This is a genomic window from Thermopolyspora sp. NPDC052614 (assembly GCF_040678635.1).
Taxonomy (GTDB): Bacteria; Actinomycetota; Actinomycetes; order Streptosporangiales; family Streptosporangiaceae; genus Thermopolyspora.
In genome coordinates, this window is record NZ_JBFATZ010000006.1 from 410,290 (window position 1) to 434,146 (window position 23,857).

20 protein-coding genes are annotated in these 23,857 nt (G+C 69.6%); 2 read left to right on the top strand and 18 right to left on the bottom strand.

Going from position 1 to position 23,857, the window contains the following annotated elements; genetic code table 11:
- Positions 1 to 40 precede the first annotated feature (40 nt).
- From AB0K60_RS16335 to AB0K60_RS16365, 7 genes are all read right to left on the bottom strand, one after another.
- The gene (locus AB0K60_RS16335; protein WP_364054865.1) at positions 41 to 1,123 is read right to left on the bottom strand and encodes a HesA/MoeB/ThiF family protein; all 1,083 of its coding nucleotides are present in this window, start codon (positions 1,121 to 1,123) and stop codon (positions 41 to 43) included.
- Between the two features lie 52 nt (positions 1,124 to 1,175).
- Entirely contained in the window at positions 1,176 to 2,231 is a 1,056-nt protein-coding gene (locus AB0K60_RS16340; protein WP_364054537.1) for a fumarylacetoacetate hydrolase family protein, read from the bottom strand.
- Positions 2,231 to 2,452: a hypothetical protein gene (locus tag AB0K60_RS16345; RefSeq protein ID WP_364054540.1), complete on the bottom strand. Its 222-nt coding sequence runs from the start codon at positions 2,450 to 2,452 to the stop codon at positions 2,231 to 2,233. The genes AB0K60_RS16340 and AB0K60_RS16345 overlap by 1 nt, the downstream gene beginning before the upstream one ends.
- The gene (locus tag AB0K60_RS16350; protein ID WP_364054543.1) at positions 2,449 to 4,065 is read right to left on the bottom strand and encodes a bifunctional 3-(3-hydroxy-phenyl)propionate/3-hydroxycinnamic acid hydroxylase; all 1,617 of its coding nucleotides are present in this window, start codon (positions 4,063 to 4,065) and stop codon (positions 2,449 to 2,451) included. Before AB0K60_RS16350 ends, AB0K60_RS16345 begins: the two co-directional genes overlap by 4 nt.
- 399 nt (positions 4,066 to 4,464) lie before the next feature.
- Complete coding sequence (locus tag AB0K60_RS16355) at positions 4,465 to 5,409, bottom strand: alpha/beta hydrolase (RefSeq protein WP_364054546.1); 945 nt, start codon at positions 5,407 to 5,409, stop codon at positions 4,465 to 4,467.
- An 84-nt stretch (positions 5,410 to 5,493) separates the two neighbouring features.
- Entirely contained in the window at positions 5,494 to 6,435 is a 942-nt protein-coding gene (locus AB0K60_RS16360) for a VOC family protein (RefSeq protein WP_364054550.1), read from the bottom strand.
- 23 nt (positions 6,436 to 6,458) lie between these two features.
- Positions 6,459 to 7,283, bottom strand: a complete 825-nt coding sequence (locus AB0K60_RS16365) for a fumarylacetoacetate hydrolase family protein (RefSeq protein ID WP_364054553.1) — start codon at positions 7,281 to 7,283, stop codon at positions 6,459 to 6,461.
- Positions 7,284 to 7,475: 192 nt separating this feature from the next.
- Between AB0K60_RS16365 and AB0K60_RS16370 the strand changes: the two genes are divergently transcribed.
- Together AB0K60_RS16370 and AB0K60_RS16375 are read left to right on the top strand one after the other, a co-directional pair.
- Complete coding sequence (locus AB0K60_RS16370) at positions 7,476 to 8,168, top strand: GntR family transcriptional regulator (protein ID WP_364054556.1); 693 nt, start codon at positions 7,476 to 7,478, stop codon at positions 8,166 to 8,168.
- A 121-nt stretch (positions 8,169 to 8,289) separates the two neighbouring features.
- On the top strand, positions 8,290 to 8,676 hold the full coding sequence (locus tag AB0K60_RS16375; RefSeq protein ID WP_364054559.1) for a PASTA domain-containing protein: 387 nt from the start codon (positions 8,290 to 8,292) through the stop codon (positions 8,674 to 8,676).
- Positions 8,677 to 8,712: 36 nt separating this feature from the next.
- Here the strand turns inward: AB0K60_RS16375 and AB0K60_RS16380 are convergent, their stop codons facing one another.
- The 11 genes from AB0K60_RS16380 to ligA form a co-directional block, all read right to left on the bottom strand.
- Positions 8,713 to 10,710, bottom strand: a complete 1,998-nt coding sequence (locus AB0K60_RS16380) for a nuclear transport factor 2 family protein (protein WP_364054562.1) — start codon at positions 10,708 to 10,710, stop codon at positions 8,713 to 8,715.
- Between the two features lie 49 nt (positions 10,711 to 10,759).
- Complete coding sequence (locus AB0K60_RS16385) at positions 10,760 to 11,914, bottom strand: sialidase family protein (RefSeq protein ID WP_364054565.1); 1,155 nt, start codon at positions 11,912 to 11,914, stop codon at positions 10,760 to 10,762.
- Positions 11,915 to 11,924: 10 nt separating this feature from the next.
- Positions 11,925 to 12,848 carry an amidohydrolase family protein gene (locus AB0K60_RS16390; protein WP_364054568.1) on the bottom strand — a complete coding sequence of 308 codons (924 nt, stop codon included), beginning with the start codon at positions 12,846 to 12,848 and terminating at the stop codon, positions 11,925 to 11,927.
- Between the two features lie 58 nt (positions 12,849 to 12,906).
- Positions 12,907 to 14,499, bottom strand: a complete 1,593-nt coding sequence (locus AB0K60_RS16395; protein WP_364054571.1) for an ABC transporter substrate-binding protein — start codon at positions 14,497 to 14,499, stop codon at positions 12,907 to 12,909.
- 20 nt (positions 14,500 to 14,519) lie between these two features.
- On the bottom strand, positions 14,520 to 16,154 hold the full coding sequence (locus AB0K60_RS16400) for an ABC transporter substrate-binding protein (protein WP_364054574.1): 1,635 nt from the start codon (positions 16,152 to 16,154) through the stop codon (positions 14,520 to 14,522).
- Between the two features lie 88 nt (positions 16,155 to 16,242).
- Positions 16,243 to 17,019, bottom strand: a complete 777-nt coding sequence (locus tag AB0K60_RS16405) for an ATP-binding cassette domain-containing protein (protein WP_364054577.1) — start codon at positions 17,017 to 17,019, stop codon at positions 16,243 to 16,245.
- Entirely contained in the window at positions 17,009 to 17,908 is a 900-nt protein-coding gene (locus tag AB0K60_RS16410) for an ABC transporter ATP-binding protein (protein ID WP_364054580.1), read from the bottom strand. Before AB0K60_RS16410 ends, AB0K60_RS16405 begins: the two co-directional genes overlap by 11 nt.
- Positions 17,905 to 18,861 carry an ABC transporter permease gene (locus tag AB0K60_RS16415; protein ID WP_364054583.1) on the bottom strand — a complete coding sequence of 319 codons (957 nt, stop codon included), beginning with the start codon at positions 18,859 to 18,861 and terminating at the stop codon, positions 17,905 to 17,907. The genes AB0K60_RS16410 and AB0K60_RS16415 overlap by 4 nt, the downstream gene beginning before the upstream one ends.
- Entirely contained in the window at positions 18,858 to 19,850 is a 993-nt protein-coding gene (locus AB0K60_RS16420; RefSeq protein ID WP_364054586.1) for an ABC transporter permease, read from the bottom strand. Before AB0K60_RS16420 ends, AB0K60_RS16415 begins: the two co-directional genes overlap by 4 nt.
- Before the next feature lie 729 nt (positions 19,851 to 20,579).
- The gene (locus AB0K60_RS16425) at positions 20,580 to 21,332 is read right to left on the bottom strand and encodes an SDR family oxidoreductase (RefSeq protein ID WP_364054589.1); all 753 of its coding nucleotides are present in this window, start codon (positions 21,330 to 21,332) and stop codon (positions 20,580 to 20,582) included.
- 258 nt (positions 21,333 to 21,590) lie between these two features.
- On the bottom strand, positions 21,591 to 23,711 hold the full coding sequence (gene ligA / locus AB0K60_RS16430) for an NAD-dependent DNA ligase LigA (RefSeq protein WP_364054592.1): 2,121 nt from the start codon (positions 23,709 to 23,711) through the stop codon (positions 21,591 to 21,593).
- Between the last annotated feature and the right edge of the window lie 146 nt (positions 23,712 to 23,857).

Below are 23,857 nucleotides of genomic sequence, written 5' to 3' on the forward strand. Positions count from 1 at the left end.
GTAACAGGGAACTCACCGTCAACAATTTGACCGGATCAGGTCACGATGCACAAACAGGACAGTCGGCGCGCCGTTCGGGGCGTACGAAGAAATGCTGGTCAGGGGCGATTACATTGATTCCTGTCAGGTAGCCGGGGGCTATGCGGGGAATCTCCGTGAGCAGAGAAATCACCGCCTGCGCGATGAGCTGGCCGGAAAGGGCCGCGGTGGTCGCGAGCACTCCGGGCCAGCCGAAGTCCGCGGTGGCCGGGTGGCCTTTTCGGCGCCGTTCCTGTTCCGCGGCGTGCTGCAGGCACTCGAAACACGGGCCTCCAGGTCCGGTGACACACGTGCTGACCAGCGGCCCGCTGTAGCCTCCGCCCACCCAGGGCACTCCGGCGGACAGGCAGGCACGGTTCGCCCAGTGCCGCAGGCCCGCCTCTCCTCGCGGCTCGTCGGCGCAGAGCGCGAGGACGTCGCAGTCCGCGAGCAGTGGGAGCAGTGCCTCCTGGCCGTCGATACGGCGGTTTTCGCCGGTGATCGTGATATCCGAATTCACGGCCTTGAGCCGGCGAAGTGCCACGTCCACCTTCCGCCGCCCGATATCCGCCTCGGTGTAGAGGATTTGCCTGTTCAGGTTGGAGAGTTCCACCGTGTCCGAGTCCACGCAGTGGACACGCCCGACTCCGGCGGCGGCCAGGGACCAGACGGCGTGAGTTCCGGTTCCGCCCAGGCCGATTACCACCACGCGCGCGGACTTCAGGCGAAGCTGAGGATGCCACGGATTCCCGTGCGGGCTGAGGTCCACCCATCGGAAAAAGTCCCGGTTGCGGAGATAACGCTCCTGCTCCCGTGGGGTCAGCTCTTCGGGCGCCGCCGAATTCGCATCCTCGATGTGCCCGGATCGTACGAGGGCGTCCACGATCCTCGCCACGCTCGTGACGGGCAGTTCGGGAAAAAGCGCCGTGAGCGCGTCCACGATGTCGTCCTGCGTGCGGGTCCCATCCATCAGATTGAGCGCCGCCCACGCCAGCCCGCCGGGGTCCTCGATTTCGGAGGCGATGCCGTAGATGTCTCCGCCTATCCGCACGCGTGAATCCGATAAACGGTATGGGGCATGCTCGGCTTTAACACGAGGAAGCATCACCGACTGATCATTGACCCGGTAAGCGCCAAGTGTCAACCCGTGCCATTGTTCAGTCGCCGTATTCCTGACGATGACGGTTCTGACGTGGCAGAAAGGATTCGGCGGGTATGCCACAGGCTCCACCGGCGTGGCGGTCCGGCCGTGTCGTGGGCTCGTGGGACCTCATCGGGGGGACGGCGGGTCGCGTGCGCGGGCGGGGTCGGGCGGGGCGGATCGGGTGCGGATCCGGACCGGCGACGACGGTGTTGCGGATCGTGCCGAGCCCCTCGACGGTCATCTCCACGACGTCGCCGGGCCGCAGCGGCGGGAGGTCGTCGCGGCCGCGGCCCCACAACTCGGCGAGGCAGCCGCCGTTGCCGCAGGTGCCGGAGCCCAGGACGTCCCCTGGGCGGACCGCGGTGCCGCGGCTGGCGTACGCGACGAGGTCCTCGAACGGCCAGGCCATGTTCGACAGCAGGTCGCGGCCGATCTCGGCGCCGTTGACCGCGACGGTCATGCCGAGGGCGAGGAAGCCGTCGGGGTCGCGGTAGGGCTCCAGTTCGTCGGCGGTGACGAGGACGGGCCCGAGCGTGGTGGCGAAGTCCTTGCCCTTGCACGGGCCGAGCCGTACCGCCATCTCGCGGAACTGCAGGTCGCGTGCGGACCAGTCGTTGAGGATCGTGTACCCGGCGATGTGGTCGCGGGCCTGCTCCGGGGTCAGGTCGGACCCGGCGGTTCCGATGACGGCGGCCACCTCGAGCTCGAAGTCCAGGCGGGTGCACCCGGGGGGCACCGCGACGTCGTCGTGTGCCCCGACCAGCGCGTACGGGTTGGTGAAGTAGAAGGTGGGCGCCGCGTACCAGGCCTCGTCGACGGTGCCGGCGATGCCCTCGACATGCTCCTCGAACGCGACGAAGTCGCGCACGGTCGGCGCCTCGACGGGCGGCAGCAGCCGTCGGCCGGCCAGCGGGACGGGATCGTTGGCGTCGGCCCTCGACGCGGTCAGGGTGCCCGTCCGCAGCAGGTCGAGCAGGGTCGTCCCGGCCGGCAGGCGCCACAGTGTGTCCCCGTCGACGACGCCGCAGCGGATCGTGCCGTCCGGTTCCTCCACGGTCGCGAAGCGCATCAGACCACCTCGATTTCGGCATCGGTCACGACCACGTCGGGGGTACGCGTAGTCGTCGTCGCGGTGACTAGGTGGAACAGCGGCTCGGCGTGGCCGCGTAGGACCTCGCGGTGCCTGCCGGACGGGTGCTCGGCGGCGCTCAGCCGCTGCGCGAGCGGGATCACCGCTTCGACGGGGGTGGGGACGCCCCCGGCGCGGGTGGTGGCCGCGCCGCTGGTCATCGAGCCTCCATTTGGGGGGAGATGGGGGATTTCCGGCCGGTCAGGACCTGGTCGCGGAGGTCGGCGAGGAGCGCGGGCACGTCGGCGGCCGTGGGCGCGCAGCCGAACACGTAGAAGTCGGGGCGGACGAGGACGGCCTCGGCCCCGCTCGCGTCGAGCCAGGCCGTCAGCCTGCCGTCGAGATCGGTGTAACCGTCCGGGTGGGCCGGGTCGAGGCAGAGCGGCCGGATCCCGAGCGCGTCCGCCGGGCCCGGATCGACGCCGTGGCGGCTGATCAGGCAGAATCCGTCGCCCACGACGGCGTCGGCGAGCCCGCGCCGGTCGTCGCGGCCGATGAGCCCCTGTACGGCGAGCGTTCCGGCGAGCGGGTCGGAGTCCGTGCCGGCCGGCCGGTGGCGGATTCCGCCCCGCAGCCCCGGCATCGGCTCCGGCGGCGGAACCCGGCCGGTGCGGAACGCCTCGTCCCGGCCGCGCGCGGCCGCGGGGTCGAGGGTGCAGCTCACCCTGCCCATCCGCACCGAGACCTCGATGGTGCGCAGGTTCTGCTCGTAGCGTTCCTCGGTCAGGGTGTCGAGCAGCGCCGCGTCGCTGACGCCGCGCAGCACGAGGTCGAGCTTCCACGCCAGGTTGGCCGCGTCCCGTACGCCCGAGCACAGCCCTTGCCCCATGAAGGGGGGCATGACGTGGGCGGCGTCGCCGACCAGCAGGGTGGCGCCCAGCCGCATCCGCTCGGCGAGCCGAGCGGCGAACCGGTAGACCACGTGTCGTTCCAGCGTCGCGTCGGCCGGGCCGACCCAGGGTTCCAGCATCCGCCACACCGCCTCGTCCGTGGCGAACTCGGCCGGGTCCTCGCCGGGCAGCAGCATGAACTCCCAGCGGCGGCGGTGCCGGCCGACCCGCACGGACATGTGCGGACGGCGCGGATCGCACCACTGGCAGGAGTCGCCGAGCCGGTCGAAGAGCCGCTCGGCGACCTGGTGATCGGGGAAGCCGACGTCGACGACGAGCCAGTGCTCGGAGAAGCCAAGGTCGACCTCGCCGATGCCGGACAGCGCGCGGATCCGGGAGTTCGCGCCGTCGGCGCCGACCACGTACCGGCCGCGCAGGTGGATGCGCTCCCCGGTGAGTTCGAGCTCGCCCGCGCCGATGGGGCGGGTGCGCTCGGCGGTGACCGTCACGATCCCGTCGGTCTCCGCGACCGAGACCGTCTCCCAGCCGCGCATGAGGTCCACCGACGGCGCGCGCAGTGCCCGCTCGTGCAGCGCCCGTTCCAGGGCGGGCTGGTAGAAGAGGTGGCTGAACGCGTGACCGCTGGCCGCGATCGTGTCGTTCTTGAGTTCGAGGATCAGCTCGCCGTCCGCGCCCCGCCATTCGTAGCTGCGCAACTCGACCACGTCGTCGCCCAGGCCGGCGACGACGCCGAGCCGGTCCAGGACGCGGCGGATCTCGTGGTCGAAGTGGACCGCGCGGGGCCGCGGATAGAGTTCCGGTTGGCGCTCGATGACGGCCACCCGATGGCCGTCCTGCGCCAGCAGGTTGGTCAGGACCTGCCCGACCGGTCCGTAGCCGACGACGATGACGTCGTACAGGGGCGTCGCTTCGTCGAAACGCATGTGCTGCTCCTTCGTTGCACGGTGCCGTGCGTCGCTTATGCCGTCGGGACGGCGGCAGCGGCGGCCACCCGGCGTCCGGCTCGAATCCGCGGACCGGACGCCTCGGCTGGGCCGGTCGGATGTCGCGGTCAGCGCCTTGACGCACTTGCGGGACGCCCGAAGCCCGCCGCGCCAGGAGTGCCGAACGCCGATCGGGCGACCCTCGATGACCTCGTGTGTCTCCATCGGCGCGGGGTGACCGCCGTACGGGCCGCGTGCCGGGGCGAGGCCGCCGGCCCCACGAGCCGCGCTCCGCCAGGGGCGAGTGTGGGACCGGCTTCGACCTCGCGCGCGGACGACGGGGTGGTCACCAGGACGGCGTCCGCTCGTTGAACAGGTCGCCGTCGTGGCGGGGGACGTTCACGCGCCCGCCGGCAGCTTCGCCGCCCATTGGGTCAGGACCTCGGCATAGCGGGCCGGGTCCGTGGCGTGCATGATGTGGGCCGCGTCGGGGAACGACACGTAGTCGACCTGGACGCCCGCGCCGCGCATGAGCGCCTGCGCCCGCTCGGCCTGCAGGTCGGACAACGAACCCAGCAGTTCGCCGGTGTCCGGGTTGATCATGCGCACGTGGTGGGTGATCAGCACGGGCGTCTTCACCTGCGCCAGCATCCGCTCGTGCGGGCAGTGCAGGGCGACGGTGCCCTCGAAGAAGACACGCGCCCATTCGGGGTCGTATTCCTTGAGGTTCTGCGGTGGCTCGTCGCCCGTCGGGAAGAACCTCGTGATCTCGAACGGCGACGCCTTGGCGGCCGCGACAAACCCGGCCCAGTCACCCACCGACCACTGGTCGCCGAGGTGGTTGCGAAACAGTTCGAACAGCGGAGCCGCGGCCTGGCGGATCGAGTGCCCGCAGGCCGGCGTGAGTTCGGAGGAGAAGAAGGGCGGGTCCTCGCAGAGCGCGCCGCGGATCTGGCCGGGCATCGCGTAGGCGGAGAGCCAGGCCGCGAGCACGCCGCCCGACGAATTGCCCGCCACGATCACCGGCCGGCCGACGACGAGCGCGATGAAGCGCACGATGTCGTTGCCGAAGTTGTCGAGGCTGTACCGCTTGGGGGTCCAGGTGCTGCGTCCCTGGCCCCGCAGGTCGAGGGCGTACACGTGGAAGTTCTCGGCGAGCAGGCCCATGGCGGACTCGTAGGTCCACCACGACCCGGTCTGCTCCGGGAGCAGGACCAGCGCGGGCTTGTCGGGGGTGCCGGCCTCGGCGTAGTTGAGGACGACCTCGCCGAGGTCGACCTGCTTCTCGGGGAACGCGTGCGGGACGAAGACGTTTCGCGCTGACGGCGTGACCTGCTCGGTCATGTGGTTCTCCTTACTGTTGCGAGGACGCGGGGGGCGTCCTCAGCGGCCCGCCCGCCGAGCCTCCCGGTGCGGGCGGCTCGGCGGTCACGCGGAGTGCGATCCGGTCATGAGGGCGGCGAGGTCCTCGGGGGCGAGGAACGACGGCGGCGGCGGAGGGCCCCAGTCGTAGAGCGACCGCGCCCCCTCCCACACGCTGGGCTGCCACAGGGCGTCGTCGACGATGCAGTCGAGGTCGGAGTAGTACTCGGAGAAGTTGCCGGCCGGGTCCTTGAGGTACCAGAAGAAGTTGGACCCGATCGCGTGCCGGCCGAGCCCCCACACGTGCCGCCCCGGGTCCTGCGCGAGCATCGCCGCGGCGCCGCGTCCCACCTCGTCGACGTCGTCGACCTGCCAGGACGTGTGGTGCAGCAGGCTCACCGGCGCGCTCTGCACCAGGACGTTGTGGTGGTCGGTCGAGCACCGCAGGAACGCGGCCATGTCCTTGACCGTGTCGCTCACCTTGAAGCCGAGCCCCTCGATGAAGAAGCGTTGCGACGCCTCCTGGTCGGTCGAGCCCAGGACGACGTGGCCGAGCTTGCGCGGCCGGACCGGGCCTTCGCGCAGGACGGCGTCGGCGCGCGCGTTCTCGCGGGCGGTCACGCCCGGTGCGTTGTACGCCGGGACGGGGTGCGGCTCGGCCTCGACGTGTGGCGCGATCTCCACCCGGACCCGTACCTCGGTGCCGGGGTCGGTGGCCTGCACCGACGTCGCGGAGCGCACGGTCTCGACCCCCAGTCGCTCCAACGCCCGCGCCACCCGGTCGAGGTCGTCCGGGTCGTCCACCCCGACGCCGAGGTCGAGCAGTCTGCGCCGCGGCGCGTAGGCGATCGCCAGTTGCTCGCCGCCGTCGGCGGAGCGGAACCGCGCCACATCCGGCGCGTTGGGGTCCGGCGCGACGGGCGTCAGGCCGAAGTCCGCGTAGTAGGCGGCCGTGCTCGGGACGTCCGGCACGCCCAGGGTGATGCTGGTCAGTCTGTGCAGCGGCATGAGAGGTTCCTTCTCTCGGGTGGTCAGTTGGCGGGGACGCAGACCTGGCGCAGGGTGCCGATGCCTTCGATGGTCGTTTCGACCACGTCGCCCGCCTTGAGGAACCGGGCGGGCTTGCGGGCGCCGCCGACACCGGCCGGCGTACCGGTGAAGATGACATCCCCCGGGGTCAACGGCACGACCGACGACAGCCGCTCCACCAGGTCGGGAACCGAGAAGATCAGTCGACCGGTCGCGCTCTTCTGCATGATCTCGCCGTTGATCCGGCACTCGATCGCGAGATTGTCCGGGTCGGCGACCTCGTCCGGGGTGACCAGCCACGGACCCTGCGGCGCGAATCCCGGGAACGACTTGCCGAGCGAGAACTGCGGAGCCGGACCGGCCAGTTGCAGGGTGCGCTCGGAGTAGTCCTGTCCCACGGTCAGTCCGGCGACGTACGACCACGCGTCGGCCGCCGCGACACGCGCGGCACGACGGCCGATGACGACGACGAGCTCGGCCTCCCAGTCGACGGTCGCGGCGGGAAGCACGAGGTCGCCCACCGGGCCCGTGAAGCTGCCGACCCACTTGGTGAAGGTCGCGGGCGAGTCCGGATACCCCATCCCCGACTCGTCGGCGTGGTCGCGGTAGTTGAGACCGATCGCGAAGACCTGCCGCGGGTCGGGCGAGGGAGGGCCGAGCTCCTCGACCACGACCGGCGTGCCGTCCGCGGCGAAGTCGATCGAGGCGCCCGCGGCCCAGCCGGTGAACTCGTCCCAGGCGTCGTACAGCCCGCGCGGGTCCGGGCCGAAGAGTCCCCCGCTCGCTTCGGCGACGTCGACCAGCCGCGCGGCGTCAGGAGAGATCATGACCGCTCGACCGGACCGGGTTGCAATGCGCACGTGCACGCCTTCCTGTGACGAGGCCGTCGGGACGACGACCCGAGCCGTGATGCCACTCACACGGTGGCATCCCCTCGGTAGAAATGTCAACGCTATTTCGAAATTCTCACAAGGTTTCCTATCGGCGATCAACTTCCGGAACCTTGCTAAAATGCCGTCATGGCGCGCCGTACCCGATCTTCGAACCCCACCCGCGCGGACGTCGTCCTCGGCTTGATCCGCGCCGAGATCCTCAACGGCCGGTTGGCCCCGGGCACCCGGCTGGGATTCGTCGATCTCGGCGAGCGCTACAAGGTCAGCACCGGCGTGCTGCGCGAGGTCCTCCCCCGACTGGTCGAGCAGGGGCTGGCCACGTCCGAGGCGCAGCGCGGGTTCCGGGTCATCGACGTCTCGGTCGAGCGGCTGACGCAGCTCACCGACGCCCGCGTCGCCATCGAGACGCTGGTGACGCGGCAGGCGGTCGCCCAGGGCGACATCACCTGGGAAACCGATGTCGTCGCCAAGCACCACGCCCTGGCCCGCGCGAGCGAGACCGCCACAGGCGACGACATCCCCGAGGAGTGGCTGGCCGCCCACGACGCGTTCCACGGCGCCATCCTGGGAGGCTGCGACAACGTGTACCTCGTCGAGACGGCGGCTCGGCTCCGCTCGATCTCCGAGGTGTACCGCTGCTGGTCGTATCCCGAGCAGACCCGCGTTCACCGTGACGTCGCCCGCGAGCACCGCGAGATCATGGAGGCGGCCATCGCCCGCGACGCCGACCTCGCCGCACAACTCACCGAATCGCACATCCGGCTCACCACCGAACTGCTGATCTCGGGCCGCGCCGCCGCCGGCCTGTCCGCCCCGTAGCCACCCGGCGGCCTCTCCTGACTTCGCCGGTCCACCCGCACGGCGGACGCGCGGTAAATAAAATCTCCGCGCTCACAGCCATTGATTCGAGAGAGGCGCCATGTCATCCAGAATTTCCGCCGTGCTCGCCATCGCCCTGCTGGCCGCCGCCTACGGCACGACCCCGGCCTCTGCCTCCCCGGCTCCTACCATGGACGTTACGACCACCTCGGCCGCGGCCGTCGGCGACGCGGCCGGAATCCGGCCCTCCTTCGACGATTCCGCGCTCGTGACGTTCGGCGCCAAGAAGAAAGTGGTGCCGAACGTCGTCGGCATGAAATTTCAGGCCGCGCAGAAAGTCATGCGGGCGGCGGGGCTCCGCCATCTGTCCGGCAAGAAGGCCACCGGCCGGGGCGGCATCCGACTCGGCGATCGCGGGTGGGTCGTCGTCCGTCAGACGCCTGCCGCGGGCAAGCGCGTTCCGGCCGACACACGCGTCATGCTCTACGGCAAGAAGGTCGGCGAATAGCTTCCGGCCGGACCGACCGGCCGCGCACCGCCCTGGCTAGGTGAGGTCCACCCCGTCGATCTCGGGACCGTTCGGGGGTTTCTGGTAGCCATGTGCCGTCATGCGGATGTGGGGAGCCTTTTCGCATGGCACGCAGTCGGGCCAGAAGTTCTCTGGAACGCGTCCGCTCACCGGGTTGCGGTAGTGGAACCACATGGGCAGGATGGCGGGCCACTCGATGAGCTTGCCCGTTCCACCGCGGAAGCCATCCTGCCGTCGTCCCAGGTCGGTGAGCGGGATGTCCGGCGGATAGGTGCTCAGGAGGCGGCTCGGGGGTGGGGGTGGCTCGTCCTGCGGTCGCGGCGCGGCCGAGGCCCAGCCGCCCTTCCAGTCGGGGGACGCGAAATAGTGCTCGTCGATGGTCAGGCTCCAGAGCCGCCAGATGCCGTTCTCCAGTACGGCTTGGTCGTTTGGGTACATTCCGCCGTGCAGGCCGCCCATGTAGAAGTGCTTCGACGTGCTGCCGGGGTCCTTGGAGGTTCGCGGCTGGAACAGGCGGGTGCGCAGGTTCGCCGAGCGGCCGTCGTGCGAGACGTGGATCACGGGTTGGGTGCGCCAGTGGAAGGAGATGGCGCTGCGGCGTTCGGGGGACGGGCCCCAGTTCGCGTTGGCCGCGCCGATGATTCGGTCGCGGCCGACGTAATAGCCCGCGAAGGGCGACTGTTTGTGGCCGTTCACGGCGAAGATCGCGGCCATGTCGGACCATTGGAAATCGTCGAGGTAGTAGCCGTAGACGGAGGAGACGTTCTCCACTCCGTCGTACGCCTGGGAGCGGGCGAGCCGGCGGGCGAGGTCGGCCAGGTCGTACGGCGCGAGGCCTGTTTGGTTCGCGGGCTTCTCGCCTGAGAGCGCACGTTCAACGGTTGTCTGGTCAAGGAAGGCCGGGATGGCGCCGGTTGGCGCAGGTGATCGTTGCGCGCCGTGGTCGGTGGGCGGGGAGATGCCGCCGTTGCCCCAGCCTTCGCGGTAGTCGGCACGCATGAGGGGCGTCAGCGATATCTCTTTCAGCTTCCACAGCCCGTCCTCCTTGATGAAGCGGTTGCGGAATACCGAGAACTCCCAGGCGCCTTCGCGCTTGGTCGCGTCGCCCAGCAGGGCCAGTTCGATGCCTCGGCTGAGCGCCTCCCGGCCTCCGGGCAGCACCTCGACGATGAGGTCGAAGATCATGTGGTCGTTGAGCTGGCCGTAGGTGAGGTTCTCCGGTCCCATGCGTTCCATGGCGCGGCGGACGCCCGCGCGTCCCCTGTACTCGCCCACGCCGGCGATCATGACGACCGCGTCCTCGATGAAGAGGTCGACCACGTCGGTCCACATCTTGCGGTCAACGTAGTAGCCGTAGGCGTTCTGCAGGTTGCGGACCGCGTCTTCGTCGTTCAACCTGCGAATTCTCTCCGCCAGTTCTTCGATGGTCGCGCCGCTGGGGGGTGGGTCCCCGATCGGGGCGGGGATCGGGATTCCCGCCTCGTCGCTGGTGAAGTGCATCGGTACGCGGGGCAGGTCCCGGCCGCCGACGTTGGTCCAGCCGTCGTGGTAGTCGCCTTCGAACTGCGGGTGGTAGTTCATGGTCGCGATGAGCCAGCGTCCGTCGGTGAGGACGTAGTCGTTCTCGTAGACGCCGCCTTCGATGCGGGCCGTCCCCTTGCCGTCGCCGAGGAAGCGCATGGTCATCCAGCGGGCCTTGGCCGTGTGCCCGTCGGCCGAGAGGTTCACGAGCGGCTCGTCGATGATCTCGGTGTGCAGTGTGCCCGGGGCGCGGCCGTTCATGGCGCCTTCGCGGGCTTCGAACCAGGTTCTGATCGCCCCGCGTCCGGTCATGATCTCCTCGCCCCACCGCAGGATGCCATCGGCGGCGAAGAGGGCGGCCATCGCGGACCACTGTCCGAACTGGCTGTAGTGCGCGTAGCCGCGCTGCAGATTCTTGACGGCGCGAAGCGACTCCACCCGTGTCACGTCGCGCGCGAGGGCGTCGATCGTCCTCTGCTCCTGGGCAATCACCCTTCTCTCCCGTCGTTTTCGTGCCGCCGCGCCGCTCACTCCGGGCCGCTCACTCCGGTACAAAAGTGCTGCGGGCGATATGCCGGACTCCGCCGTTGGCCTGGATGGGGTCGTCGCGGCGGTTGAAGTAATAAATCGTGCCGATTCGGCCCGGTTCGGCCTCGAAGGCGTTCGGGTAGCCCAGATCCCAACTGCCGCCGTCGTCGCGGACGATGATCTCCGGGCCCCAGGTCCTGCCCTCGTCCTCGCTCACCACGGCGCGGATGCCGTACGGCTTGAGGCGGTAGCCGTAGACGGCGACCAGCCGGCCGTCCGCCATGGCGACCAGGCTGCCCGGCGCTCCGAAGTCGTTGACCCGGGACAGGAACTCCCACGTCAGGCCGCCGTCGTCGCTGTGGAACAGTTCGGTCCACATGACGCCGGTGGGGTCGCGCTGGCAGCGGAGCGTGCACAGCAGGCGGCCGGTCGGCAGCATCACGGCGCGCGGGTAGAACCAGCGGTGGCCGCCGAAGCGGTAGGTGGTCGTCCAGTCTCCTTCCGCCGCCGCGTAGGGGTCCCGCTCCGGGGTGATGAAGGACAGGAAGTGGAACTCGGTGCCGTCGTCGGTGCTGCCGTAGACCAGCGGGCGGCGGTTCCAGCCGTCCTCGCTGATCAGGGTGAGGAACAGCAGGCAGCGGCCGTCGGGGCGCACCGTCGCCGAGTTGATCGCCGACAGGGAGTGCAGTCCGTCGAGCGGGAGCTCGACCGAGGGCGTCCAGGTGTGACCGGCGTCGGTGGAGACGCGGACGAAGGAGCGGCTCCCGGGCTTGCCGAAGTCGATGCTGCTGGTGCCGACCAGGACGTTCCGGTCCAGGTAGTCGAACGGTCCCCAGGCTGACAGATCGCGAGGGGCGTCCTCGGCCGCCGGAGTGGGACGCGGGGAAACGTCGAACTCGGGTTCCCCCCAGGTGTACCCCCGGTCGGCGGACCGGACCGTCACCATGCGACTGCCGCGGCCTCGGCGTTCCCCGAGCCGGTCGTGGCTGAGCGCGGCGGGGTCGCCGTAGTCGGCGGCCATCGACAGGAAGTTGGCGACGAGTTCGCCCGACGCCGTCTCCCAGAAGCCCATCGTGTACGGCCAGCCGCAGAACTCGTCGTCGCGGCGGTAGACGATCGCGTGCTCCAGGTCCTTGGCGGGGCGAGGCGGGCTGAATCTCCGGATCACCTTCGCTCCTTCAGCCGGCGCGCGAGTAGACGCGGGCGGCGTTGTCGTGGAGGAACTTGCGCGCCTCCTCTTCGGTCAGGAAGTCGGCGGCGGCGCGGGCCATGGCCGCCTTCTCGGCGTAGCTCCACAGCGTGCTCTGGCCGACATCCGAGCCCCACATGAGGCGGTCGGGGCCGAAGCTGTCGACCATCCGCCGGATGATATGGGCGGGGCGCACGTTCTCCGCGACCAGCCGCTCCATGTTGATCTCGGTGATCTTGAAGTGAACGTTCGGCATGTCGGTGAAGATCTCGATCGTCTGGTCGATGCCGAAGTGCGGCGGGCCGGGGAGCCGCACCTCCTCGCCGGCCTCCTCGGCGAGGCGGACCTCGTACTGCGTCATGCCGTACGGCATGCCTCCGTGGTCGAGCAGGATCGGCAGGTCGGGGAAGCGTCGTGCGATGATCTTGATGAGCGGCAGCAGGTACGGAAGCTGCTTCATGAACAGGATCAGGGTCATGGGCGTGCCGAGGTCGGCGCACGCCTTCCACACCTCCATCGACTGCGGCGAGCTCACCCAGGCGGTGTCCAGGATCCACGGCCGGGTGTGGGCCATGCGGAAGCCGCGGACGTGGTCGTTCTTGACCATGTCGCGGTAGCGGCCGGGGGTGGCCGGGTCCTGGGGATCGAGGATCACCACCGGGTGCAGCCGGCCGGGATACCTCCGGGCCGATTCGAGGATGTAGCCGTTGTCGTATCCGTACAGGTGACCGCGTTGCACGAGGCACGCCTCGGTGACGCCGTGCTCGTCCATCATCGCGATCAGGGCCTCGGCCGTCACCGTGAAGTCGGTACGCTTCGGCGTCGGCAGGTCGGGCCGCAGGGGCCTGGGCGGGTAGGTGTCCCAGTCGTCGGAGATCAGGTGCGCGTGGGTGTCGAAGAGCGGCAGGGCCATGCTTTTCCGTTTCACGTGGGTGGACGAAGGTGAGACCGGGTGCCTGGATCGTGCGGGCTTACTTCTTCGGCGTCATCGTTAGCCAGGGCTTGCGCTCGGGCGGCGCCTGCGGCGTGTCGTGGCCCTGCCAGCGCGCGGTGCTGATCGTCGAGTAGGCGCCGTCGAACCACGCGAGCGGCGTGTGGAACAGCAGCTTCTCCGCGCGGGCCTGCAGTTTCCTGAGGGCCTCGCCGCGTTTGGCCTGGTCGTTGGCGCCGAGGGCGGTGGCGGCGGCGGCGTCGATCTCGGGGTCGCAGACGCCGGACGGGTTCGCCGCGGCGATCTTCCGCTCGTTGCACTCGTACCAGCGGGTGATGCCGAGGCTCGGGTCGGCTCCGAGGCTCGTCCGCAGGAAGGCGAGGTCGAAGTCGCCGTCGGCGTACACCTTCTCGTTGAAGACCGCGCCCGAGGTGCCGACGAGCTCGGTGCCGATGCCGGCCTCCGCCAGCATCGACTGCGCCATCTCGGCCGTCTTGGCGACCTCGCTCAGCGGGGTGATGTACCGCACCTTCAAGGTGAACCGCTTGCCGTCGGCCCCCCGTTTGAAGCCGGCCTCGTCGAGGGTCTTGTTGATCGCGACGAGGTCGCGGGGGAACGTCTTGGCGAAGTCGATGTCGGGGTTGAGCGCCCAGGCCGGCGACTCCGGGAAGAAGCCGTTGGCGGGGGTGCCCAGTCCCGACAGCGCGATCTTCGAGATGGCGTCGCGGTCGAGCGCGGCGAACACGGCGGCGCGTACGGCGGGGTCGGACAGCCGGGGGCTCTTGGTGTTCTGCATCATGACGACGGCCTGGCGGAACATGCCGTGCTTGAGCAGCCGGGTGTTCTCGTCGGCGGAGACGCGCTCCTGCTGTGAGGGGTCGAGCACGGCCTCGTCGATCTCACCGGCGAACAGGGCCTCCGCACGGCTGTTGGGGTCGGCCATGACGGTGAAGACGGCGCGGTCGACCCGCACCTCGCCCTCCCAGTAGTCCGGGTTCTTGACGAGCACGACCTCCTGGCCGGGGGTGTAGGAGCCGAATTTCATCGGCCCGGTGCCGATCGGCTTCTTGTTGGCCTCGTTGGTGACGTAGTCGGTGCCCTCGTAGACGTGTTTGGGCAGCATGAACTGCAGCGCGATCGTCTCCAGCAGCGGGCCGTAAGGCTCTTTGAGGCGCATCACGACGGTGGACGGGTCGGTGATCTCGACTGATTTGATCCGCTTGGCGAGCATGGCGCCGTACGTCTGCAGCGGGACGATCTCTTCGAGGTTGAACTTCACGTCCTCGGCGGTGAACGGCTTGCCGTCGTGCCACTTCACGCCCTGGCGCAGCCGCAGCGTCAACTCCATGCCGTCCGGGCTGACCTCCCATTCCCTCGCCAGGCCGGGCGACAGCTTGTAGTCGTCGGAGATCCGGATCAGGGGGTCCATGATCTGCGAGCTGAACAGTTGCGAGATCGGGGCGCTGACGAACTGCGCGTTCAGCCCCAGGGTCATCGGGTCGCCGCCGACGGCCTGCACGTAGACGGTGTCGGTGGCGCCGGCGTCGCCGGCGCAGGCGCTCAGTGCGAGCGCGCCCGCCATCAGCGCGGCGAGCACTCCGGCGCGTCGTGTTCTCTTGGTCCTTCTTCGCATGGGCACAGGGCTCCTCGCTCTCACTGAGCCGGCGTCATCTTCGACCAGGGCACGCGTTCCGCCATCACCCGCGGCGCGTCCTGTCCCTGCCAGCGGGCGGTGTTGATCGTCGGGAAGCCGCCGTTGAACCAGGCGATCGGGGCGTAGAACATGAGCTTCTCCGCCCGGGCCTGGAGCCTCTTGAGGGCTTCGGCGCGTTTGGTCCTGTCGTTGGTGTCGAGGGCGGCGGCAGCGGCGGCCTCGATCTCCGGGTCGCATACGCCGGTGGGGTTGGAGCCCGGCTTGCGCTGCTTGTTGCACTGGTACCAGTTGGCGATGCCGAGGCTCGGGTCGGGCCCGATGGTCGTCCGCACGAAGGCGAGGTCGAAGTCGCCCTTGGCGTACACCTTCTCGCTGTAGACGGCGCCGCCCGCGCTTTCGAGTCTGGTGGCGATGCCGACCTCCTTGAGCATCGACTGCACCATCTGGACGGTCGCGGCGACCTCGGTCAGCGTGAAGATGTAGAGGATCTTCAGCGTGAACCTCGTGCCGTCGGGTCCCCGTTTGAAGCCGGCCTCGTCGAGGGCCTTGTTGATCGCCGCGATGTCGCGGGGGAACTTCTTGTCGAAGTTCACGTCGGGGTTGGCCGCCCAGCCGAACTCGGGCGGGACGAACCCGGTCGCGGGCTTTCCGATGCCGGACATCGCCGTCTTGGCGATGGCGGCGCGGTCGTACGCCGCGAAGAGCGCGGCGCGGACGGCCGGGTCCTTGAGGTACCGGCTCTGCGAGTTGAACATCGTCGTCACCACCTGGGGGAACATCCCGTGCTCAAGCAACCGGGTGTTCCGGTCGGCGGAGACGCGCCCCTGCTGCGACGGGTCGATCACGCCGCCGTCGATCTCGCCGGCGAACAGGGCCTCCGCGCGGCTGTTGGGGTCGGCCATGACGGTGTAGACGGCGCGGTCCACCTGGGACTTCTCGCCCCAGTAGTCCGGGTTCTTGACGAGCACGACCTCCTGGCCGGGGGTGTAGGAGCCGAATTTCATCGGCCCGGTGCCGATCGGCTTCTTGTTGGCCTCGTTGGTGACGTAGTCGGTGCCCTCGTAGATGTGCTTGGGCAGCATGAACTGCTGCGAGACCGTTTCCAGCAGCGGGCCGAAGGGCTGCTTGAGGCGCACCACGACGGTGGACGGGTCGGTGATCTCGACCGACTTGATCCGTTTGGCGAGCATGGCGCCGTACGTCTGCAGGGGGATGATCTCCTCGAAGTTGAACTTCACGTCCTCGGCGGTGAACGGCTTGCCGTCGTGCCACTTCACGCCCTCGCGCAGCCGCAGCGTCAGCTCCAGGCCGTCCGGGCTGACCTCCCATTCCTTCGCCAGGCCCGGCGACAGCTTGTAGTCGTCCGACATGAAGATCAGGGTGTCCATGAGCTGGGCGCTGAACAGGATCGGGTACGTGCCGCCGACGAACTGGGCGTTCAACCCCACGGTCATCGGATCGCCGTTGACCGCGTACACGTACACCTTGTCGCCGGAGCCGGCCGCTCCGCCGCAGGCGCTCAGCACGAGCACTCCCGCCATCAGCGCGGCGAGCACTGCGCCGCGTCTCGTCCTGGTTGTCCTCGCGTTGGTCTTCGCGGTGGTCTTCGCGTTGGTCTTCACGGTGGTCTTCACGGTGGTTCGCCTTTCCACGCGAGCCCCGCGCGGGTCTCGCGTACCGTGATGTCCGGAAAATTCGGGATGTCCGGTTGTCGCGGCGTGCCTACCGCAGCACCGGCGCGGCTGCCAGCAGGGTCCGGGTATAGGGGTGCGACGGCTCGGCGAAGATGGTCTCCTTGGGGCCTTCCTCGACGATCTCGCCCGAGCGCATGACGTAGACGTGGTCGGCCACCTTCCGCACGACCGGGAGGTCGTGGGTGATGAACACGTAGCCGACGCCGAGGCGGTCCTTCAGGTCGGCCATGACCCGCAGCACCCCGGCCTTCACCGACGCGTCGAGCGCGGAGACGGCCTCGTCGGCCACGATGATCTGCGGGTTCAGGGCGATCGCGCGGGCGATGAGCACGCGTTGGCGCTGGCCGCCGCTGAGCTCGTGGGGGAAGCGGTCGAGGAACTCCTCGGCGGGGTTCATGCCGACCAGGTGCAGCGCCTCGCGGATCCGCTCGCGCACCTGCGCGCGGGTGGTCGCGATGCGATGCAGCCGGATCACCTCGCCGATGGTCTGCTCGACCCGTTTGCGGGGGTTCAGCGAGCCCGCCGGGTCCTGCAGCACCGCCTGCACGCGACGGCGGTACGCTACGCGCTCCTTCTTCGTCATCGCCGTGATCGGCACGCCGTCCAGTTCGACGGAGCCGGAGCTGGGCGGGATCAAATCGAGCAGGATGCGCGCCAGCGTGCTCTTGCCGCTGCCGCTCTCCCCCACGATCGCCACGAACTCGCCCGGGCGGGCGCGCAGCGTGGCGTCGCGGACGGCGCGCACGGGTGGCGTCCGCCGTCCCGCCCGGAAGGTCTTGGAGACGTTCCTGGCCTCAAGAAGCATCGGCCACCTCCTCGGCGAGCTCGCGCCGCAGCTCGGGCGGGATCGAGTAGAGGTCCACGCCGTCGTCGGTGAGGCTGCGCACGCTGCGCAGCAGCGCCCGGGTGTAGGGGTGCCGCGGCTCGTGCAGCACCTGCTCGGTGGGGCCGTCCTCGACGACGCGCCCGCCGTACATGACGTAGATGCGGTCGGTCATGCCCGCGACGACGGCGAGATCGTGCGAGATCAGCATCAGGGAGGTGCCGAGCTCGGCGACCGTGGCGTCGAGGGTCTTCAGCACGCGCTGCTGGACGGTGGCGTCGAGCGCCGTCGTCGGCTCGTCGGCGATGATCAGGCTGGGCAGTTTCGCGATGGCGATCGCGATCAGCACACGCTGGCGCATGCCGCCGCTCAGCTCGTGGGGGAACCTGGCGGCGACCTCGGCGGGGTTCTCCAGGCCCGCCTGTTCGAGGAAGCGGTGCACCGCCCTGGTCCGGGCGGCGTCGCCGCCCTCCCTGTCCGCGGGGATGGATTCGGCGACCTGTTTGCCGACGCGCATCGTCGGGTTCAGGTAGGTCAGCGGATCCTGGAAGATCATGCCGACGCGGGTGCGCCGGATCTCGTCCCATGCCGCGGGCGGGGCGTCGATCATCTCCCGCCCGCCGACGCGGATCGATCCCGACACCCGGACCCGCGGCGAGGTCGGCAGCAGGCCGGCGATGGCCCGCCCCGTGACGGACTTGCCCGAGCCGGACTCTCCGACGACGCCGACCCGCTCGCCGTCCCGGATGACCAGGTCCACGCGGCGGACCGCCTCGACCTCGCTGCGCTCCCCCGTCGGCAGCACGACCCGCAGTCCCGCCACGGAGACGAGCGGCACGTCGTCCGCGGGGGCGTTCGTCGCGGCGTTCACTTGACCCTCCCGATCGTCGGGTTGAACGCGTCGTTGAGGGCGTCGCCGAGCATGTTGACGGCGAGCACGACGAGGAAGATGCAGGCGCCGGGCAGGAACGCGAGCCACCAGCTGTCCCGCATGTAGGACTGCGCGTCGTTCAGCAGCGAGCCCCAGCTCGGGTTGCCCGGGTCCCCGACCCCGATGTACGCCAGGCCGGATTCGATGAGGATCGCGCGTCCCACGGTCATCGTCGTGGCCACCAGCACGGGCGGCATGGCGTTCGGGATCACGTCGGACACCAGGATGCGGATGCCGTGGAAGCCGGCCGCCTTCTGCGACTCGACGTAGCCGAGCTTGGAGATCCGCATCGCCTCGGCCCGGACGATCCGGCCGACGCCGGGCCACATCGTGATCGCCAGGATCGCGGTGATGATGAGCACGTTCGAGCCGAGCAGCGCGGCCGCGACCAGCGCGAGCACGAGGCCGGGGAGCACCTGGAAGAACTCGGCGATCTTGACCATGACGGTGTCGATCCAGCCGCCGTGGTATCCGGCGAGGCCGCCGACGATCAGTCCGAACGTCATGCAGAGCACCGCGACGCTGAAGCCGACCAGCAGCGAGATCTGCCCGCCGTACACGACCCGCGCGAGGTAGTCGCGGCCGAGCATGTCGGTGCCGAACGGATGCTCCGCGCTGGGCGGGAGCAGCTTCGGGTGGGCGGTCGCCACCGGGTCGCCGACGAAGAACGGGCCGATCACCGCGACGAGCACGAACATGATCAGAAGCGGGAGGAACACCCGGGTGGAGGTCCTGCGCAGGAACGCGCGCCAAGCCGCGCTCTGGGCCCCGCGGGGACGCCTGGACGCCGGAGTCGGGGCGGGGCGAGGTGGCGACGAGGACCCGCCCGTCGTGGGAGTCTCCTGAATTTCCTGCGTCTGCTGGGTCGCCTGGGTCGCCTGCTGCCGCGTCACGCCGTCACCTCCTTCTTGGGCTTCTTGGGTGCGAAGCCGGCGCGCAGCCGGGGGTCGACGATCCCGTAGACCACGTCGGTGATGATGTTGACGACGATGATCGTGACGGTGAGCACGATCGTGATGCCGAGCACGAGCATGTTGTTCTTCCGTTCGATGGCGTCGACGAACAGCAGCCCCATCCCCGGCCAGCCGAACACCCGCTCGACGAGCACGGAGCCGGCCAGGATGAAGCCGAGGCTGTAGCCGGAGACCGTGACCATCGGCAGCAGGCCGTTCGGCAGGGCGTGCCGCCACAGCACCCGCCGAGCCGACAGCCCCTTCGACCGCGCCGTGTCGATGAAGTCCTGTCCCAGTGACTCGATCACCGCCGAGCGGGCGATCCGGGCCTTGTACGCCAGCTCGGTGGTGGCCATCGTGATGATCGGGAGCACCATGTACTCCCAGTGGATGCCGGGCTGGCCGTACGGACTCTTGCCGTGGGTCGGCAGCCAGCCGAGGCTGATCGAGAACACCATGATCAGCAACATGCCGAACCAGAAGTTCGGGATGGAGAACAGGCCGACGGCGAAGCCCGAGATGCCGCCGTCGAGCCAGCGCCTGCGCGTGCGCGCCGCGATCGTCCCCAGCACGAGCCCGCCCAGGGTGGACAGCAGGAACGAGGGCACCGCGATGGCGAGCGTGTTGCCGGCGCGGCTGAGGATGATGTCCAGGACAGGCTCGGCGTTGGTGGCGAACGAGTAGCCGAGGTCCCCGCTGAGCACGTTGCCGAGGTAGATCAGGTAACGCTCCCAGACCGGCTTGTCCAGGCCGTACGCGGCCATGATCCGATCGCGGAACTCGTCGGTGAGCGGCACGTCGCCCACGAGCGCCTGCACCGGGTCTCCGGGTGCGAGTTCGAGCAGGAAGAACAGCACCGTGACGACGACGATGAACAGGATGAACGACGACAACAGCAATCTGCCGTAGTGGAGAAGCCGTGCCTTCAACGGTGACTCCTTCGGGCTTGCGTGGGGGCTTTCGTGCGTTGACGCGCCGAGGCCACCACCTCAGGGGACGGTCAACGCGAGGTGAATCCACCCGAGGTGCTCGGGATCCCGCCGGAGTCGTCTTCGCGGCTGCGGGCGCTCTGCTTTGGGCGCCACCGAAGGGTGGGCGGGAATGCTTCCAGATATGTTCAACAAGCGATCACAGTGTGCGGAATCTGAACGTTAAGTCACGATCGCATCGGCGTCAAGAGCGGTCGTCGGGCTCTCGCAGGTGCCAACACCTCGTGTTTTCAGGACTTCACGAGGTCGGGAGGCCGACTTCCACCCAACGAAAACAGCATGGACAACCCTGATCACTTTTCGTAACTTGAGATCGAAAGTACGCCATCCGAACAATAGGAGGTCCTCGTATGCCCTCCGTCACCGAACCGACGCCCTCATCCGCCTGCCTGCCGGGCATCCGCGCACGGCCGAGGCGGCGGCCGGCAATACGCTGATCACCGCCGCTCCACGGACGGCGGTCCGCCCGGACCCCCACCGGTCGAGCGACGCGCGGGCGTCCCACTCGGGCCGCCCAGGTCCTCCCATTCCTTGACCTACTCGTGGACCTATTCCTGGGCGCTTTCCTGGACGCTTTGCTGGACGCTGCTCACGTCGGCGTGGCGGATCATCGCACCGGACGACGGTGGGTGACACTCTCGCCGATCCGGCCGTACGGCCGCGCGTGCGCTACCCGCGGGTGGCCCCGCCCGGTCGGTCGGCGTACCTGGTCCCGCCGAGGATCGCGCCGTCGCCCGGCACCAGGGAGCGCTCGCCCGGTTCGGCGCCGAAGTAGCGGGCGTGCGGGTCCGTGACGACCTCGCGGGGATCGCCCCAGGTCCGCAGGGCGTCCCGGAAGAACTCGTCCATGCGGAATCGCTCGGGGCCGGCGATCTCGACCCTGCCGTTCAGCGGGGAGCCCACGGCGATCCGGGCGATCTCCCGGGCGACGTCGTCGCTCGCGATGGGTTGGAAGGCCACGGGCGGCATGCGGACGGTGTCGCCCTGCGTGGCGGCGTCGGCGATGGCGGGGACGAACTCGAAGAACTGCGTCGCCTGCACGATCGAGAACGGAATCGACGACTTCTCGATCAGGTGCTCCTGGGTGACCTTCGCCCGGAGGTAGCCGCTGTCGGGCAGGCGGTCGGCCCCCACCACCGACAGCGCGACATAATGGCCCACCCCGGCCTCCACCTCCGCGGCGAGCAGGTTGCGGGTGGAGGTCTCGAAGAACTCCAGAACCGCCGCGTCCTCGAAGGACGGACTGTTCGACACGTCGATCACCACGGACGCGCCTGCCAGCGCCTCGGCCAGTCCTTCGCCGGTGAGGGAGTTGACGCCGGTCCTCGGCGATGCCGCCACCGTTTCATGGCCCTGCTCGCCGAGCATCGTCACGACCTTCGAGCCGATCAGTCCGGTGCCGCCGATCACCACGATCTTCATGACAAGCCTCCCTGTACGCCGCGGCGTTCCTCGCCCCCGATGCCCAGCTAAGACCGGGCTGCCTCCCGTACGGTGATGGCTGGGGTGAAATGGTCACCAAGCTTTTGAGTCTGAGCCGGTGGCAGACACGGCGGCCGGGCGGACCGACCCCCAGGACGCCCCGCACAGGCTCGGCGAACCCCTCCACGCGATGCGGCCACGGCACCGGACGACGGTGGCAGCGCGCGAACCGGCCGGAGAGCGGTCCCCGGCGGATGGTCACAGCACATCGGCGACGAGTTCGGCGAACTCCTCGGGTGTGACGATGCGGATGCCCAGGGACTCGGCCTTCGTGCGCTTGGAGCCCGCCTTTTCGCCCGCCACCAGCAGGGAGGTCTTGGCGGAGACGCTGGAGGATGCCTTGCCGCCCGCGCGTTCGATGAGATCGTTCATCTCGTTGCGGGACAGGGACTCCAACGGGCCGGTCATGGCGCCGGTGACGACCACCGACATGCCCGCCAGCGGGAGGTCCGGCGCGAGGGTCCCAAGGGTTCCGGAAGTCCCGGTGGTCCCAGGGGTGCCGGTGGTCTCGGGGGACGCGTCGGAGGGGGACGGGGGGCGGAAGCCGGGCTCGGTCATGTTGACGCCGGCGGCGATCAGTTTGTCGATGACGTCGGAGAGCTCGGCGAGTTCGGCGACGATCACCGGGGCCTTCTCCGGGCCGATGCCCTCGACCGCCTGGATGGCCTCGGCGTCGGCGGCGCGGATCGCCTCCATCGTGCCGAAGTGGCGGGCGATGCGGCGGCTCATCGAGCGGCCGGTGCCGCGCACGCCGAGGGCGCAGAAGACCTTGCTGAGCGGCTTGGACTTGGCCTTCTCGATGGCGGCCAGGAGGTTGTCGGAGCTGGTCTCGCCCATCCGCTCCAGGGAGAGGAGCTGGTCGCGGGTGACGTAGAACAGGTCGGCGAAGTCGGTGATGTATCCGGCGGCGAGGAGCTGGGCGATGCGGTTCTCGCCGAGGGTCTCGATGTCGAGTTGGTCGCGGCCGACGGCGTAGCTGATGGAGGCGATGGCGCGGCAGGCCCGGCCGCGCACGCAGCGCCAGCGCTCCTGGCTGGTGTCGATGGCGTCGCCGCAGGTGGGGCAGGTCTGCGGGATGGGGATGGGGCGTTCGTCGCCGGTGCGCAGGTGGACGACGGGGGCCTCCACGCGCGGGATCACGTCCCCGGCCTTGTAGACGGTGACCGAGTCGCCGAGCATGAGGCCGCGGCGGGCGATGTCGGCGGCGTTGTGCAGGGTGGCGTAGGTGACGACGCTGCCGTCGAGCTCGACGGGTTCGAGCACGGCGCGGGGGGCGATGATGCCGGTGCGGCCGGTGTTCCACTCCACCGCGAGCAGCTTGGTGATCTTCTCGGTGGGGGGCAGCTTGTACGCGATGGCCCAGCGGGGGGCACGCGAGCTGACCCCGGCCTCCGCCTGGTCGGCGGCGAGGTCGCATTTGATGACGATGCCGTCGATGCCGAAGCTCAGCCCGGCCCGCGCGGCGGCGATCCGCTCGACGCGCTCCTGCACCTGTTCCAGGGTCTCGGCGACGATGCCGGCGACCGGGGTGGCGGCGGTCGTCTGCACGCCCTGGCCCGCGACCCATTCCATGATCTGGCTGTGCGGCAGCTCGCGGAGCCGCGCGGCGAGCTCGGAGTCGTCGTCAGGGTAGGGCAGCGCGCCGTAGCCGAAGAAGGTCAGCTCGCAGACGTAGGGGCGCTCCCTGGTGCGCAGGGTGCCGGCGGCGGCGCTGCGCGGATTGGCGAAGGTGGTGCCGTCGTGCGCCCGCCGCTTGGCGCAGGCGGCCTCGAACTGCTCGGTGGTCATCATGGCCTCGCCGCGCAGCTCGACGGAGACGGGGTCGGCCAGGGTCCCCGGGAGGCCGACGATCGTGCCGATGGCGTGCGAGACGTCCTCCCCCGCCGTGCCGTCCCCTCGGGTGACGAGCTGGACGAGGCGGCCCTCCCGGTAGCGGGCGGAGATCGCCAGGCCGTCGAGCTTGGGCTCCACGCTCCAGGATGTCACCGGGCGGCCGAGCCGGCGCTCCAGCGAGGCCGCCCAGTCGGCGAGCTGCTCGGCGCCGAAGACGTTGTCGAGGCTGAGCATCGGCGCCGTGTGCGGCACGTCGCCGGTGACGGCGCCGCCGGCGACCTTGCCGGTCGGCGAGGAGGGCAGCACCTCGTCGGGGTGCTCCCGCTCGTACGCCGCGATGCCGCGCACGAGGCGGTCGTAGGCGTCGTCGTCGAGGGGGGAGGTGCCGTCGCCGTAGTAGGCCGCCGCCGCGTCCACGGCGAGTTGGACGGCCTCGGCGTAGGCGGCCGAGTCGGCGAGGACGGTGATGGGAGGTGAGTCGCTCATGGTCCGATGATGGCAGCCGCCACCGACATTTTTCGCGCCCCATCCCGGCCCTGACCTGCGACGTCACAAATCAGGACCCATCAACATATCGGCCGCAACCGACAACGCCGCTCCCCCACGACACCGTTACCCGACCGACTTCTTAC